This window comes from Runella zeae DSM 19591 (genome assembly GCF_000423565.1).
GTDB lineage: Bacteria > Bacteroidota > Bacteroidia > Cytophagales > Spirosomataceae > Runella > Runella zeae.
The window spans coordinates 93,330-109,663 of the sequence record NZ_AUIF01000034.1 but is presented as its reverse complement, the minus strand read 5'-3'; the positions used below and the strand labels follow the sequence as shown (position 1 = coordinate 109,663).

The following is a 16,334-nucleotide window of genomic DNA, read 5'->3' as shown; positions in this document are numbered from 1 at the left end:
CAAAGCCGACGCTCCACTGCACAATATAAGCTACTAATTTTCTTCTTCGGGAGCGGGAGGAATGGTAATTCCCGCAAAGAGCGCGTCCATTTTGGCGGCATACTCAGCAGTATCATCAAGGTAAAAATGCAGCTCTGGCACAATTCTCAACTGATGACGAATACGCTGACCGAGTAATTGACGAATTTGTTTATTGCGTTCTTGGATTTGTTCGAGAAGAAGCCCTTTGTTTTTTGTTACTAAAAAACTCAGGTACACACGTGCAATGGCTAAGTCAGGAGACATCCTGACAATGGTGACAGTAATAAAAGCATTGTCAAACCAAGTTCGCCCTTCTTTTTGAAAAATATCACTCAGGTCTTTTTGGATTTGCCGAGCGACTTTTTGTTGTCTTTTAGATTCCATAGTGAATTCCCATTTTATAGTACACACCCAAAATATCTTGGCTCCCAATATTTTTATGTACTCTTTTATTGGACACAAAGGTACAAAATTCTATTCATCTAATTTGGTACGGTTTTTGGATACAGCATGAAAAGCATTAAATAAGCATAATCTTCTACCATGTACAAAGCCTATCTCTCAACGTTTATGGGTATTTTGGGTAGTGTAAGTGTTGCCATCCAAACCCAAGCCCAGACCTTTGAATCTTCGAATTTGCCCATTGTTGTTATCAATACCCAAGGACAAACTATCATTGATGAATCCAAAGTTAATGTGCATATGGGGGTGATTGACAATGGCCCCGGCAATCGCAACTACTATCGCAACCCTCAAAACAACAACCAACCTGATCCTTTTAATAACTATGACGGCACCGTAGGTATTGAATTTCGAGGCTCTGCTTCCCAATTTTTCCCTAAAAAGCCATATGGTTTTGAAACAAAAGAAAACGCGAGCTCTACCAAAAGTGTCAAGGCGCCTATCCTGGGGATGCCCCCTGAGAGCGATTGGATACTAAACGCTAGCTACACCGACAAGTCGCTCATGCGGGATGTGCTTACGTACCATTTGTCCAACCAAATCGGTATGTATGCCACTCGTACCCGCTACGTAGAATTGGTGGTAGATGACGACTACAAGGGGGTGTATATTGTCATGGAAAAAATCAAACGCGATGCTAACCGTATCAATATCGCCTCTCTCAAAGAAACGGACAATAGCGGCGACGCTGTGACGGGAGGATATATTCTTAAAATCGATAAAAATACTGGCACTGGCAACGCTTCTTGGAAATCACCTTATCCAGGTAATCACAACACGGAAATCAACGTGATGATTGAATATCCCAAACAAACCAATATTACTGAGGCACAGTACAACTATATCAAAAATCATTTCACCGAATTTGAAAATACCCTCAAATCGTCTCAATTTAAAGACCCTGTCAACGGCTATGCCAAATACATTGATGTCAACTCATTTGTTGACTACTTTCTCTTGACCGAACTTACCTACAATATCGACGCCTTCAGGCTCAGTATTTTTATGCATAAAGACCGTGATAGCCGCAATCCCAAAATCAAAATGGGAGCTCCCTGGGATTATGACCACAGTTATGGTAATGCTAATTTTTGTCAAGGTTGGGAAACCAACCACTGGGCCTATGATTTTGTCAGGGAGTTTTGCCCCAACGACGACAAGCAAGTACCTTTTTGGTGGGCTAGGCTGCTAGAAGATAGGGATTTTTGTATCAAAGTAAGAGACCGCTGGAAACAACTCCGTACCAACTATTGGACCAATGACTATATCAATACCTTTATCAGGTACAACGAAGAGCTACTGGCCGAATCACAGGTACGTAATTTTCAGCGTTGGCCCATTTTGGGTGAGTGGGTTTGGCCTAATTATTTTGTCGGCAAGACGTTTGAAGAGGAAGTAGATTGGTTTAAAAACTGGACCGAACAACGCCTCCAATGGCTAGACACCAACATCGACAAAGTCGGGGCTTTAGGTATAGATTGCTCTAACGTCTCAGCTCCTACCATTGCTAATGTCAGCTACTGCCAAGGTCAAAACAGTAATCCACTTACTGCCGTAGGAACTAACCTTAAATGGTACACCTCTGCCGATACCACCCAAGGAAGTACCCTCGCTCCTACTCCTTCTACTGATACTTTGGGGACAACTTCATACTACGTCACCCAAACAACGCCTCAAGGATGTGAAAGCCCAAAAGCAAAATTGGACGTCATCATCAATCCAGTACCTCAAGCACCCACAGTTGCTCATATCGAATACTGCCAAGAACAATCCCCTAATGCTTTAAGTGCCGAAGGGCTTCAACTTAAATGGTATAGTTCGCTTACAAGTAGTAGCGCAGAGACCACCGCCCCTATCCCTGCTACCACTACTGCGGGTGTAGTTTCGTATTTTGTATCACAAACTATAGACGGCTGCGAAAGCAACAAAGCCGAAATCCAAGTCACTATTAAAGAAAAATCTACCCTTCCAACCATTGCTAATATGGCGTATTGTGAAGGAAATACGGCGACACCTCTCACCGCTTCTGGCCAAAACTTACGATGGTATACCTCCATGCTGAGTGAAGACAGTACCACCACTCCACCTGTACCATCCACCGACAAAGCCCAATTGCTTTCTTTTTTTGTAACTCAAAACACCAATGGTTGCGAGAGTAATCGCGCAGAAATATTCGTTAATATAAAAGCCAAGCCTACCCGTCCTGAGGTTTCTGACGTTGGCTATTGCGAAGGTCAAAACCCTAATCCTCTCACAGCTCAAGGCACTGACCTAAAATGGTATGCCCTCGAAACGGGGGGAACGGGTGAAAGTACTACTCCTACTTTTGTGACCTCCTCTAGTACTAAGCTCTCTTATTTTGTAACACAAACTATCGAAGGTTGTGAAAGCGATAGGTCCAAAATCGAGGTTACGATAAGTCCTAAGCCTACTCCACCACAGGTAGAAAATGTGGCGTATTGTCAGCAGCAAAAACCAAGCAGCCTTAGCGCCCAAGGTACCCGATTACGGTGGTATACTTCCGACATTGGTAGTATTGGTGATACTTTAGCTCCTTTGCCTACGACCAATGAAGCTACGACCTTGACCTATTTTGTATCTCAGACAATGGGTGGATGCGAAAGTGAAAAAGCTAAGATAGAAGTTGTTATCAAAGCAAAACCCGACAGACCTACCCTCATTTCTACGATTAGCTATACCAAAGGTGACAACGCAGAACCGATTTCTGCACAAGGAGAAAATCTAAAATGGTATGCTACGGCCAATGCTACCACTAGCAGTCTTATAGCCCCCGTACCTTCTACCTCTACTACTGGCGATGTGTATTATTATGTAACTCAAACCGTCAACGATTGCGAGAGCGATAAAGCTGAGGTAGTCATTAGCGTATTTGAGCCACTTGCCTCTAGTGTATGTTTAGAAATAAAGGCATTTTTGGAAGGTGCCATGAATGGCTCAAGCATGACCAATATACTCAATAAGCAAGGGCTGCTTCCTGGGCAAACCCCTAGCAGCGCTTTTGCCGCTAAAACTCCTACTGGACAACCTTATTCCAAAGGTCTATGGCTATACAATGGTTCCGAAAAAGTAGAATCATATGCCAATGATGTGGTCGATTGGGTACTGGTATCACTCCGCACATCGCCTTTAGATGAGGTTACTACAGTGTTTAAAACAGCCGCTCTCATCCACCAAAATGGTACTATCCGTCCCCAATCTGGCTGCCCTTCTTTTGATGCAAGCCATAAGTTTTATGTAGTGGTAGAGCATCGCAATCACATTGGTGCAGTATCGCACGAAGCTGTGGGTATCACAGGCGGCAAAATATCCTATGATTTTACAAGTCAGCAGTCCTTCATCCCTCCCAATGCCCCCTCATCAGGACAAACCAAGGTGGGAAACTTCTACTGCTTGCTTGCAGGGGATGTGCAAAAAGGAGCTTTTTCTGAAATCAACGCCCGAGACAGTGCCATTTGGCTTGGAGAAAACGGGAAATTTGGGGTATACTCCGCCGCCGACATGAACCTAGACGGTGAAGTCAACGCTAAAGATTATTCGCTATGGCGCCGCAACAATGGTAAGTTTTCGGGCATTGGGTTCTAGCCAGGTTACATCAAACTACCCACGCGCATTTGTTCGACAACCTCTTTGATATGTTGAAGTGCAAAGGTGATTTCTTCGTCGGTCGTAAATCGCCCCAAACTCAAACGCAATGAAGCATAAGCTTGATCGTCGGTAAGGCCAAGTACCTTTAGCACATAAGAAGGTAAAACCGAAGCCGACGTACAAGCTGAGCCGGTCGATACCGCCACATCCTTGAGGCTCAAAAGTAAATTTTCGCCGTCTATATGTTCAAAACAAATATTGGTCAAATGAGGTAAACGAGCCGCTGTATTACCATTGACAAACGTATGCGGGACTTGAGTCAAAACCCCTTGTTCGAGGCGGTCGCGTAAAAGCTTCAATCGCTCCGATTCAGATTTCATCTCCTTTTGTGCTATTTCACAAGCTTTTCCCAAACCTACTATCCCGGGCACATTGAGCGTACCAGAGCGACGCCCCCGCTCGTGTCCACCACCATCTAGCTGCTGACTAAGCTCAATACCCTGTTTTACGATTAGTGCTCCTACGCCTTTGGGGCCGTATAGTTTGTGGGCTGATAAACTCAATAAATCAATTCCATCTGAATGCATATCAATCGCCACTTTGCCCACGGCCTGTGTGGCATCGCTATGAAACACCGCTCCCACCGAATGCGCTAATGCAGCCATCTCACAAATAGGCTGAATCACGCCAATTTCGTTGTTGGCATACATTACAGATACCAATATTGTATCTTTTCGGAGAGCATTAGCCAGTTGCTGAAGACTAACAAGACCGTCAGAAGACGGAACAAGATAAGTGACTTCTGCCCCCCACTCTTCCAAATGATGACAAGTATCGAGTATAGCCTTATGCTCCGTAGCAACGGTGATGATGTGTTTTCCTTGAACCGACTTTTTTTCAAATAAACCTTTGATAGCCAGGTTATTAGCCTCGGTAGCGCCGCTCGTAAAAACCACTTCTTTGGGATTTACATTCAAAAGCTTGGCGACTTGTTTGCGGGCATTTGTTACTGCCTCTTCGGCAGTCCATCCATAGAGATGCGTTCGACTTGCAGCATTTCCAAAATGCTCACTAAACCACGGAAGCATCGTCTCCAACACTCGGCTATCTACCGGAGTAGTAGCGTTGTAATCCAAATACACAGGTAACCGCATAAAAAAGTCGTTATTTTTGAACGAAAATAACGACTCAATTCTACATGTACAAATTCAATTAATTACTTAGTGTTAGTTGATGTAGGTGGAGGTAACTTTGCAAAACTAGACTGAAACCACTTTACATTCATTCCTATCATACCTGCATTGGAAGAAGTCCAAGCAAAATCCAAAGCTTCGTTTTTTCCGTCTTCGTATAGTGCCAGTTTTAGGACTTCAAGGTCTTTACCAAAAATCACTTTAGACAATTCAACCGTGTATTTCGTAGGTTTCTTTTCTGCGTCAATCAACCGCAAACGACCACCTTGGTCGTGTAAATAAACCTGCCGATTGAGGTCAAACTTATCTTCAGTTCCTTCTTTTTTGAGGCGCCACCATCCGACATATACCTCGCAACGTTTGAGTTGATGATACACTTTATCAGTAGGGCCAAACAAACGTTTTCCGGCTTCGTCAAATCCTTCTTCACGAAACCAAAAATCATTTTTAGATAAGAGGAGGCTATCGGTCATGTAGAATTTTTTCTTATCTTTCTTTGACTCCATCAGACAGGCTTTATCTTTCATATACCCCACAAACCTATCACCATTGCGACGCCAATATACCGCACATCCTTTTGTATTTTCGAGTTTGTCAAATGTCAATGTTTTGATTTTATCGGGCTTCTGGTTCAAATTAACATATGCAGAATCAACCTTGAAAGTATACTTATCTAAACGTATTGCTTTTTCAGTAGGATCTTCTTTGAAAATATAAATCCACTGATAAATCTGATTGGGGTTATTGTCATAATAATGCTTTACATAAAATACATTTTCACCAAGTGTAGGGGCTTGAATTGGCGCAAAAACAATATGTGTACGACGATGCCGATTTGGTGCTTTGGTATCAATTTCCCTAACAAATTGTTGAAAATTATCAAATTCGCCTTTAAGCAAAGCGGTCATTGATTTTAAATCATCTTTGAGAGATGCGGCTGCCTGCCCAAAACTTTGAAAACTTAACAACAGTAATAGGACATTAACAAAGGCGTGTTTTTTTGAGTCTTTCATGAGCGTTTTGTAGGATTTAAAGGGTGCAATATTACGCAAAAAGTTCTTTTAATAGTCCAAGGATTTATCAAACGGATTCGTCCATGCAAAAAAACAATGTTTTATATATTTCTTTTCAATCCATAATTTGGGACAATCATTGCTATCTTATCTAAAATCTCCATGATTATTATTGCCGTCTTAATTTATCTTTTTTTACCTATATGCATATTCTGGTGGGGGTGGTTCGAGTGGTGGATAGCGCTACCTTGTACTGCTGTCTTGGGAGGCTTATTGGCCACAACTCTTTCCCCTTTCAAGTTTCCTCGGTCTTGTAGTATCTCCTATTTTAAAAGTCCACAAGGTATATTATTTGTTAAGTCGGTGCTGGTATGTTTGGTACTATCTTTTGGTTGGACATACCTGAGTGGTGTAGGAGGATTCAGGCCCCAACATTTCGATTATTTCAAACACAATTTACTGATAAACAATCTAATCCGCCACTCATGGCCGGTTGTTTATCATGACAAAACATATTTAGCATACTATCATGCCTACTATTTAGTGCCCACACTTCTAGCCAAATGGACGGGTGGTATATCTTGGGCTTCTTATTATTTTTTTGTTTGGACTTGGCTAGGTTTATTTCTTGTTTTCAGGCTTTTACAACAGTTGGGTGGTACGCGTCTGTTACTTTTGTTTTTATTTTTCAATAGTCCTGAAGGGGTTTTGTGGCTAGTAGAAATTTTCAAATCATCGGCTTCCCTTAAATCATCGATTGTAGACTTATGGCGCAATGACCACACCATAGAGCTCATCCAAACGCCAGGGGGGCTGATGTTTCCAAGTCATATAGAATCATTCATAGCCGCACCTCAGCACTCTCTGTTCTCATGGCTTGGTATGGGATTATCATTAAAAATCATACTTTCGGCAGGCCAAAAGATCGCTTCAAACACCGCTTTTTTGATAGCCTGCTTACTACTTATAAGTGGCCTGCATTGGTCTCCTCTAGCCACTTTAGGACTTGTTCCGTTTGTGGGTTTTATGGTAATTTCCTCCAATACATTCTCCCTCAAAACAACCAAACGCTCAGCTTTTGCCCTCCTAAGTATCGCTCTGATGGCGTTGCCGATATTGATTTTTTATGCGGGTCATTTTTCTATTTTCACTCAGCAAGGTTGGTGGTGGAATTTTCTAAAATCCTCTCATGACTATCTTTTACTTTTCGTTTTTTTAGCCTTAGAAGTAGGAGTTTGGGGCTTGATAGGATTTTACCTTTTTAAGAAAAATTTGGTTTCTAAATTAGATACAAAACTTCTATCACTGGCGCTAGTTGTGCTTACTATCTTGGCTTTTTATCGTTACGGTTTTTTCAATGATTTGGCTCGACGTGCTTGCTTAGCTCCTACGTTAGTTATATGCTGGCTCACAGCTAAACACCTCATTCCAAGAGCCTTAAACGGTCTAACATGGGAGCGTCTGTTTTCGATAGGAGTTTTATGTTTTTGTGTACTTATCCCTCTCAAACAACACTTGCGCTGGCTCACCTCACAACCCTACACTACCATTGTCGATAAAAAAATTAGTGATTTTACCCCTTATACCATCCATTATCTCGACCGATACCACAGCGGGCAGTTTGACGTAGTAGCCCAATACTTGGGGCGTCCCCAATCTATCTATATGCACTCCTTTGCCCCGTCCCAACCTACTACGCCTAAAGTACTCTCGAAGGCGTTTTATTACTGGAAATCTACTTTTAAATTATCACCTTTTGAAAAACAAGCATTGTTAAAGCACAAAATCGAGAAACTTTACGTCAAGTTTTTTGATGTGGATTGGGATGGTGTTAGCAAACAAGCCATTCCAAAAGCGGTTATTTCTTTTGCGCAAAGCCCACCAGTTCCAATCGTACCTACGGTGTTTATTACTAATCGTAGCCTCGAAAATCTAACTTGGGGAGGCATCGATGAATTAGGAGAAAACATAGCTACTAAAATCTCCCAAATATGCCATGCTCAAAGGCAAAGCTTTGAGGTGGACGAAATACAAATCGACTGTGACTGGTCGCTTACTACTAGGTCTAAATATTTTAAACTTCTCTTGGTATTGAAGACAAAACTTACTCAATCTGGGCTTTCCACAAAACCTCTTACCTTGTCGGCAACGATTCGTCTACACCAAATTAAGTTTTATCGCACTACAGGTATACCTCCCATTGCAAAAGGCATGTTGATGTACTACAATATGGGCAACTGGAAAACTCCCAATGCTCCCAATTCCATTTTGGACCTCGATGTAGCTCACCGATATGCTGATTATATCTCCGACTATCCATTGCCTTTAGATGTAGTACTTCCTATTTTTCGTTGGGGAATAGTATATCGAAACGGCAAGTTTGTTTCATTCATCAACCATCTCACTACCAAAGAATTAGACAATACTGTTTTCTTAAAAAAATCGCCCTATCCTCACCAGTACATTGCTCTCAAAAACACCCATGCCTGGGGAATGACCATTCGTCAGGGGGATATTGTACGAATTGAAGAATGTCGCCCTGAAGACCTCATAATAAGTAGTAGATTACTTGCGGAAGAAATACAAAATTCTAAAGTTACTTTTGCGTTATACCATTTAGATTCTTTGAACCTTTCTTTTTATGAAAAACAATCGCTTTTTCAAGTTTTTCGAGCCTTCCGCTAAAATCATCGCTATTCTAATCTTACTTGCTTGTGCAGGTGGACCAGCTGATTTAAATGAATTTACGAGCTACTTCATGCCCGAAAGTGCCCAGAGTCCAGCGGGTGATAACCGCTATAATTATACGCAACAGTTCTTGTATTTGTCAGAATACGAAGACACTTTAGAGGTGGCGGCGACGCTCAATTCGCAAGCATGGGCCAAATACGCCAATGTATCGGAAGCCATAGCCTACCAATTTTTTTATGGAGAAAACAAAACCGATGCTTTATCGCAGCGTTTGCTCCTCAGAGGCAACAAGGCCGCCGTCAATTATCTTCAATTGGCCCGAAAAATTGACCAAGCATATACGCCCGCCATCTATTCGTGGGATGAGACCCAGCGGGATTCCCTGGCTTTAGAGCAAGCATATGTGCAAGTCCAAGCGCAAGCTCAAAACGCTCCCGATGATTTTTTAAAAGAAAGGTACGGGTTTCAGGCCGTCAAACTCGCGATGATTTTACAAAAGCCAGAAGAATGCCTCAAGCTCTACGACCGTTTTATAAAACCACTCAAAACCAAAACTTTCATTAGCGATTGGGCTTACAGTCGCAAGGCTGGAGCAAGCTTGGCTTTAGGCGACACAGCTAGAGCGATTTACGAATTTGCGCAGGTGTTTGAGCGCTGTCCTTCACGCCGTAAAGAAGCAGATTTGAGCCTTCGTATCAAAGGGATTACTTTCCAAGAAAAAGCCCTTAGTTATTGTCAAAACGATGCCGAAAAAGCAGCTGTATATGCTCTCTGTGCTATTCAACCCTTAGAAGATGGACTACCATTTTTGAAAAAAATTGTTGAGCTTAATCCTAAAAATAAATTACTAGAACTTATTACAGCGCGTGAAATCAACAAAAACGAATACTATGCCCTCAATTCTATCCCTTATGTAGAAGATACGGCAGCGTACCAAGAACGTCAAAAAGAGAGTAAAACCTATTTTGAACAACTAGGCGATTTTACAGCCCAATGTGCCCAAAATCCAGCTCTTTCATCTTCCGCTTTTTGGAACACTGCCAATTCGTACATTTCCTATATCAATAAGGATTATGACCAAGCCTCCAAAGCTTTGGAAAAAGCCAAATCAATGCAAACTTCCAATGCTATTTTGAAGCAACAAATCGAAGTGCAAACGATGTTGTTGTTGATTGCAAAACAAGACAAAATTACGCCTGAGTTTGAAAATCAAGCCATTGGAATGCTTGAAGGATTTACGAAATCAAATAATTTTAGGGTGGTCAATGCCTACACACGTGCTTGTGATTTACTTGCCAAAATGTACCGAGGGCAACCCCTTGATTCTGAAAAAAAAGCAGGTTGGCTTTCTGGTTGTAGTAGCAAATCAAGCGATATTCCCAAAACATATCTCGCCAAAGCATTTTTGTTTGAGATAGCAGCAAGCTGGCAGGCACGTCCCACAACGCCCGAGGGGTACTCTGTGAGCTTTGCGACAAATACCGACCGCTATGCTATCGAAGATAGTACCTCTATTGAACTGCTTCAAGAAGTGTTGAAGTACATTCAAGCACCCAATTTGACTGATTTTGACAAAAAACTGCTTCAGCTATCGGCGGTGCATCAAGATCAAATCAATCTTCTGATGGGCCGTAAACATTTGGTTTTGCACGAATATACCTTAGCGGCTAGTGCATTTGCAAACATACCTGCTCAAACTTGGCAACAAGAACCTTTTGCAACTTATCTAGACCAAAATCCTTTTTATCTGACTCCTGACAATGGTCAAAAGGCCAATCCTTCAATGACGCCTTACCAATTTGCAAAACGTATGGCTGAACTAGAAGCTCAAATGAAACAAGGAGACGCCCAAGCAGCTTATCTTTTGGGCTGCGGTGCGTATAATATGGGATATTGGGGCAATAGCTGGATTCTGACCAATCGGCAACGCAGCAGTAGTGAGTATCAATACATGTATCCTAAGAGAGATTTGTCACAAGACGATTATTATGTTGCTAGCAAAGCCAAATCTTATTTCGACAAAGCTATAGCCTTATCAAAGTCCTCCGAACTTTCGGCTAAAGCGGCTTATGGTGGAGCCCTTTGCCAACGCAATGCCTTTGCCGTTTATGAAGCAGCAGCAAGCGAAAACATAGGCTACTCTGCCTCAGAACAAGCTGCCTTTACCAAAAAAATGAACCAAGAACTCAGACAGCGTTTGAACAACTACTTCCTAGTTCTCAAACAACAATATCCCGATGCTCAATACACCCGTGAAGTTTTGGAAGAATGTGCCACGTATCGATATTATGCCGGTCGCAAATAAAGTTTTGAGGTTTCTAGTTGATTACTTTAACAAATGACAAAAAAACATAAAAATTAAACCACTGTCTTACAGTGCGATATGCCATTGCAGGTTCTTTCAGCAAATATTTTTTTAAGTTTTTTTGATAAAAAATTTGCGTTTTAAAAAACTAACCTACATTTTTGCACTCCCAAACGACGGGAAATACCGACAAAAAATGGTGATGTAGCTCAGTCGGTAGAGCAAAGGACTGAAAATCCTTGTGTCGGCGGTTCGATTCCGTCCATCACCACTCTCAAAATCAAGCCGTTACGAAGAAATTTCGTATCGGCTTTTTTCTTTGGTACAACCATACTACAACATTTTATTTTGGCTCAAAACCAAAAGTTGGGAACAAAGCAAAATCCCCATGAGCATACTTTATTAAAAGTAGTAAAAGTGAAAGCTCACCAAAGCGACGCTTCGGAAACGGTGGCAGTCCCTTTTAATAACGTTTTTCGTAAAGGGCTGTTTATTGCTATGAGCGACGACCGTACGTTTCATCTCTACCGTTGGGAAGATATTGCGGGAAAAGAATTAAAAAAAAAGTATCAAAGGAAAGTAGAGAAGCTTAGAAGCGAGTTTACTATATTTTGTTTTTCCTGTGTGTTGTTCTGCATTCTTCATAATTAGACAGCAAACATTCCGTTTATGTAAAAAGAGTAGAGCCGAATGTTTTTTTGAAAACATTAAATTATTGATATACAAGCCACTACCATTGTTTACATATCCTTAACAGAGAAAGTTTTTTTACGAAAGGGGCAACCAATAGCTTTGTACATACTATCATTTATTTCCCCTTTCACATGCGAACTTCTACCTTTTTACGAGCCTTTGGTGGTGCATTGTTTCTGAGTGTTGTCATTACCTCCTGTGATGACCACAAATTATCTCCCAATACGTATCCATTGTATGCGGAAGCGTCTAATCCGCAAGTATTGTCGACCGCGCCCAACGGCACAGTGCTTTACAATGGAGGATTTGGTTCGGCGCTTGTAAGAGATCTCAAAGATCCCAGCGTTTTCTATTTAATGACCGACCGTGGCCCCAATGCAGCAGGTGTGGCTGCCAACTCTATTATTTTTGGAAAAACTGATTTTACACCTCAAATCGGCAAATTCCGTTTGGTAGGAAATCAATTGGTATTAGAACAGACTATTTTATTCAAAAACGCAGCTGGTCAATTGCTGAATGGTTTACCCAATCCAAGCGGTCAAGGTAGTACTGGCGAAACAGCTATCGATTTGAACGGGAATCCGATTGCTCCTAGCGCTGACGGAATCGACTCAGAAGGTTTGGTGTTGGCAGCTGACGGCACGTTCTGGGTAAGTGATGAATACGGTCCTCATATTGTCCATTTTGATGCTTCTGGCAAAACCATCGAGCGAATCAATCCCTTCGGTACCGGAACCGGTGGCCGTACATTACCTAAAGTATTGGCACGACGTCGTCCCAATCGGGGTATGGAAGGGCTAACCATTACACCCGATGGAAAAACACTGGTAGGCTTGATGCAATCGCCCCTGTATAATCCGTCTTCTAGCGCAGTTAGTGGCTCAGTGGTTCTTCGGGTGGTTACGTTTGAAATTGCTACTGGTGCTACCAAACAGTACGTTTATCTGATGGAAAATGCCTCCCTGACGGGATGTAGCGAAATAGCCGCCATTACGAATACAACATTCTTGGCGTTGGAAAGAGACGGTGATTATGGCGGTAATACGGCCAAGCCTGCTACCTTTAAACGCATTTATAAATTTGACTTGGCAGGAGCCACCGATATTTCCGATCCCGCCAATGGAGATGGAGGAAAATTGTACAGTGGGTCAACAGTCGAGCAATTGAAAAATATGACTGGCTTAACCAATGCAGGAATTGTCCCAGTAAAGAAGACGTTGGTGTTTGACTTACTGACCGACATATCGCCCATTTATCCTCACGACAAACCAGAGGGACTTGTATTAATTGGGAGTAATACATTGGCCATTTCCAATGATGATGATTTTGGGGTGCTAGACAACGGGCAAAATAGCTTTACAACGAAACTATTACCCGCTACCAACAAAGTAGATGCTAATCGGATTTATTTCGTAACCTTGCCTACTGCTTTAAGATAGTTTTTTTCGGACCTCGTACACGATTTTTGGGAACTCACCTTCTGACGAGGGTGAGTTCTATGATTTGTATACGGATAAAGCAGGAAATACCCTCATTTTTATTTATAACTCAGACTTATTTAGGTAATGATTTGTTTACAGAATCTTAATCTATAGCCGGCTTGGTTTATCGTAAATTCGTAGGATAAATCAATCTTACATGAAATTACTTTATTTGTATTCCGACTCAGAATTTACCCCCTGGCGAGAAAATATTAATGCGGTTACGGTAGCCTCTCTCATTGAAGCTACGCCGAGTCATATACAGTCCTATATTGCTCATTTTGTGGGCTTTACCGAAGAATTTACCCATTTTCTTCGTCGATTTGATTTAGTTTTCAATATTTGCTACGGATTTGACAATGCCGACCAAGTAGAAGTAGCTGGCTGGCTAGATTGGCATGAAATCAAGCATACGGCCAGCTCGTATGCCACCCAGCGAGTGGCAATGGATAAATCGTCATTGCCACAGCTTTGTCAGAAAGTACAGCTGAACACCCCCCGCTTAGTGACCTTTGATGATTTAGCTTCATTTTCAGAAACGACTACCTTTATTGCCAAGTACCGCTACGGTAGTCTGCACCGCGATATGTTATTCTTCACGCAGGACAACGTTCCTTATGAACAACTGATGCTCAATGACAATTACATTATTCAACCCTATCTGCCCGGGCGGGAATTTACGGTGGCGATTATCCCGGACGAGGACGGGAGGGAGTTCATTTGTTTGCCACCCGTTGAAATCATTCCTGATGATGGTCGAAAGATCTATGTAGCTGGACAGGGATACGGTACAACCCTCAAACAATTTCAACCAGAGTTAACACCGTCTCTTTACCAAAAAATCACGGAAGGTATTTTGGCTTTACACCAACTCATCGGTATCAAAGGAATGTCCCGTACCGATATCAGAGTCATGGAGGAAGAGGTATATGTATTAGACATCAATACTATGCCTAATTTAGATCCTAAGCGAAGTTATTTGCCAGCCATTGTGGCGCATCAGGGTATCTCCATGAAGGAATTGATTGAGCGGCTTATTAAATCAGCGACCTATTGGTACGACAAAAAAAGAATCACAGAAACTGCTTAAACTTCATGGCGCAATGAGATTTCGCTCCCTGAATTATTTTTACAAAAAATGGATAACCGTAGTTTCGTTCGGTTTGCTATTGGGAATGATAGCTTGTAGCAGTGATACTGAATTTCTCAGACTGAAAGGCTCCGATACTGAAGTAAATCTTTCGGTGTTGCTGGCGGAAGCATTTTATAAACAAAATCAATCCCTTCAGTTGTCTGTTTCAGGAGGAGGTTCCGGGTTGGGAATTGCGACCCTCATGAATGGGCTAACGGACATCGCCAACTCATCTCGCCCGATGAATTTGGAAGAAGAACGCCTCTTTAAAGAAAAAAAGAAAGAAATTATCCCTTATATATTTGCGCACGATGCTATTGCCATTGTGGTTCACGAGTCGTTACCGTTAGATTCCATTTCAGTAGAAGCATTGAGAACCATATTTAGCGGCAAAATACGGCAATGGACGTTTAAACAACTTCCAATGACGATTTATGGGCGGCAAAGTAATTCGGGAACCCACAGTTATTTAAAGCAAAAATTAGGCATTGACTTCTCTCTGTATGCGAAGGAAATGAATGGCAACGCACAAATCATCGAAGCCGTAAAAGCCGATAAAGGAGGCATTGGCTATGCGGGGGCCGGATACGTCATCAAAAATGGCAAACAGCAGGGAACGGGATTTAAAATCCTGAAAGTGTACGAAAAGAATGCCTTAGCCTACTCGCCGCTTGATTTTGATGCGGTCGTTCATAAAAAATATTACTTTCAACGACCTTTGTATCAATACATTTTAAAAAGCTCATATGCAAAGGCACTGCCACTTTTGACGTTTGAGAAGAGTATAGAAGGACAAAAAATCATCATCAATAATGGCTATTTCCCAGCCGACATTCCCGTCCATGAATAAGACAAAAGCACGCGTCCGAATTAATAAATTATTTCGATTTCTTTTCCAATTTTCGGGATTGTTGTGCATCTCTATTTTGCTGGGAATTTTTGGGATGTTATGTTACAATACTATTGCTTTTTTTACCAAAATCAGTCCCATAGATTTTATCACAGCGACCCAATGGGCCCCTTCCTCCGGAGGAGATACCTCTACGTATGGCTTATTACCCTTGTTGGTAAGTACGTTGTTAGTCACTTCGGGGTCAATGGTGCTGGCGATTCCTTTGGGTATCGGAACAGCCTTGTTCATGTCGGAATACGCAGGTGCTGGAATGAAACAATGGTTGAAACCGACCATAGAAATGCTGGCGGCGATCCCGTCGGTAGTGATTGGTTTTGTAGGTATCACTATAGTCAGCCCTTTGATTTCAGCCCTATTCGGCTTGCCCAATGGACTGAATGCGTTGAACGGATCGGTTTTGTTGGCTATTATGGCATTACCTACCATTATCACCATTTCGGAAGATGCCATTCATGCTGTTCCACAATCACTCAAGGAAGCTTCTTTAGGCTTAGGAGCTACCTATTGGCAGACCCTTCGTGGAGTGGTACTGCCGGCAGCAGCGCCAGGAATCATTGCGGCGGTGATGCTGGGAATGGGAAGAGCAATCGGCGAAACGATGACCGTCCTGATGGCAACCGGCAACACATTGGCTTTCCCGAAAGGTTTTTTTGACTCCATTCGTACTATTACGGCAACCATTGCCATCGAAATGGGAGAAGTTCCCTATCAAACCACGCATTATTATGCCCTTTTTGCGATTGCATTTGTCTTATTTATAATCACTATGCTAGTAAATATATTGGCTGAACATATTGCTAATCGTATTCGACAATTCCAATAAA

General features: G+C 42.1%; 11 protein-coding genes and 1 tRNA gene. 9 read left to right on the top strand and 3 right to left on the bottom strand.

The window, feature by feature from the left end; all coding sequences use genetic code 11:
* Positions 1 to 33: 33 nt before the first annotated feature.
* Positions 34 to 405, bottom strand: coding sequence for a 30S ribosome-binding factor RbfA (gene rbfA, locus G563_RS0109905; RefSeq protein WP_028665180.1), 372 nt, complete (start codon positions 403 to 405; stop codon positions 34 to 36).
* A gap of 159 nt (positions 406 to 564) precedes the next feature.
* Between rbfA and G563_RS36880 the strand changes: the two genes are divergently transcribed.
* Positions 565 to 4,086, top strand: coding sequence for a CotH kinase family protein (locus G563_RS36880; protein ID WP_051210875.1), 3,522 nt, complete (start codon positions 565 to 567; stop codon positions 4,084 to 4,086).
* A gap of 5 nt (positions 4,087 to 4,091) precedes the next feature.
* Here the strand turns inward: G563_RS36880 and G563_RS0109895 are convergent, their stop codons facing one another.
* Positions 4,092 to 5,243: a cysteine desulfurase family protein gene (locus tag G563_RS0109895; RefSeq protein ID WP_028665179.1), complete on the bottom strand. Its 1,152-nt coding sequence runs from the start codon at positions 5,241 to 5,243 to the stop codon at positions 4,092 to 4,094.
* Positions 5,244 to 5,305: 62 nt separating this feature from the next.
* A complete protein-coding gene (locus tag G563_RS0109890; RefSeq protein ID WP_028665178.1) occupies positions 5,306 to 6,295 on the bottom strand; it encodes a chromophore lyase CpcT/CpeT in 990 nt (329 codons plus the stop codon).
* A gap of 543 nt (positions 6,296 to 6,838) precedes the next feature.
* On the opposite strand from G563_RS0109890, the gene G563_RS36875 reads away from it, so the two are divergent.
* From G563_RS36875 to pstC, 8 genes are all read left to right on the top strand, one after another.
* Positions 6,839 to 8,980, top strand: coding sequence for a hypothetical protein (locus G563_RS36875; RefSeq protein ID WP_157585214.1), 2,142 nt, complete (start codon positions 6,839 to 6,841; stop codon positions 8,978 to 8,980).
* A complete protein-coding gene (locus G563_RS0109880) occupies positions 8,937 to 11,291 on the top strand; it encodes a hypothetical protein (protein ID WP_028665177.1) in 2,355 nt (784 codons plus the stop codon). Before G563_RS36875 ends, G563_RS0109880 begins: the two co-directional genes overlap by 44 nt.
* 198 nt (positions 11,292 to 11,489) lie before the next feature.
* Positions 11,490 to 11,562, top strand: a tRNA-Phe gene (locus G563_RS0109875).
* A gap of 77 nt (positions 11,563 to 11,639) precedes the next feature.
* Positions 11,640 to 11,942, top strand: coding sequence for a hypothetical protein (locus G563_RS37475; protein WP_028665176.1), 303 nt, complete (start codon positions 11,640 to 11,642; stop codon positions 11,940 to 11,942).
* Between the two features lie 173 nt (positions 11,943 to 12,115).
* Entirely contained in the window at positions 12,116 to 13,423 is a 1,308-nt protein-coding gene (locus G563_RS0109865) for an esterase-like activity of phytase family protein (protein WP_084650820.1), read from the top strand.
* A 199-nt stretch (positions 13,424 to 13,622) separates the two neighbouring features.
* Entirely contained in the window at positions 13,623 to 14,555 is a 933-nt protein-coding gene (locus G563_RS0109860) for an ATP-grasp domain-containing protein (RefSeq protein ID WP_028665174.1), read from the top strand.
* Between the two features lie 13 nt (positions 14,556 to 14,568).
* Positions 14,569 to 15,447 carry a substrate-binding domain-containing protein gene (locus G563_RS0109855; RefSeq protein WP_037326338.1) on the top strand — a complete coding sequence of 293 codons (879 nt, stop codon included), beginning with the start codon at positions 14,569 to 14,571 and terminating at the stop codon, positions 15,445 to 15,447.
* Positions 15,440 to 16,333, top strand: coding sequence for a phosphate ABC transporter permease subunit PstC (gene pstC, locus G563_RS0109850; RefSeq protein ID WP_037326337.1), 894 nt, complete (start codon positions 15,440 to 15,442; stop codon positions 16,331 to 16,333). The genes G563_RS0109855 and pstC overlap by 8 nt, the downstream gene beginning before the upstream one ends.
* Position 16,334 lies beyond the last annotated feature (1 nt).

What these genes read in the sequence shown, in the direction of transcription:
- rbfA (WP_028665180.1), bottom strand. Translation starts at nt 405, where the DNA reads ATGGAATCTAAAAGACAACAAAAAGTCGCTCGGCAAATCCAAAAAGAC.
- G563_RS36880 (WP_051210875.1), top strand. Translation starts at nt 565, where the DNA reads ATGTACAAAGCCTATCTCTCAACGTTTATGGGTATTTTGGGTAGTGTA.
- G563_RS0109895 (WP_028665179.1), bottom strand. Translation starts at nt 5,243, where the DNA reads ATGCGGTTACCTGTGTATTTGGATTACAACGCTACTACTCCGGTAGAT.
- G563_RS0109890 (WP_028665178.1), bottom strand. Translation starts at nt 6,295, where the DNA reads ATGAAAGACTCAAAAAAACACGCCTTTGTTAATGTCCTATTACTGTTG.
- G563_RS0109880 (WP_028665177.1), top strand. Translation starts at nt 8,937, where the DNA reads ATGAAAAACAATCGCTTTTTCAAGTTTTTCGAGCCTTCCGCTAAAATC.
- G563_RS0109865 (WP_084650820.1), top strand. Translation starts at nt 12,116, where the DNA reads ATGCGAACTTCTACCTTTTTACGAGCCTTTGGTGGTGCATTGTTTCTG.
- G563_RS0109860 (WP_028665174.1), top strand. Translation starts at nt 13,623, where the DNA reads ATGAAATTACTTTATTTGTATTCCGACTCAGAATTTACCCCCTGGCGA.
- G563_RS0109855 (WP_037326338.1), top strand. Translation starts at nt 14,569, where the DNA reads ATGAGATTTCGCTCCCTGAATTATTTTTACAAAAAATGGATAACCGTA.
- pstC (WP_037326337.1), top strand. Translation starts at nt 15,440, where the DNA reads ATGAATAAGACAAAAGCACGCGTCCGAATTAATAAATTATTTCGATTT.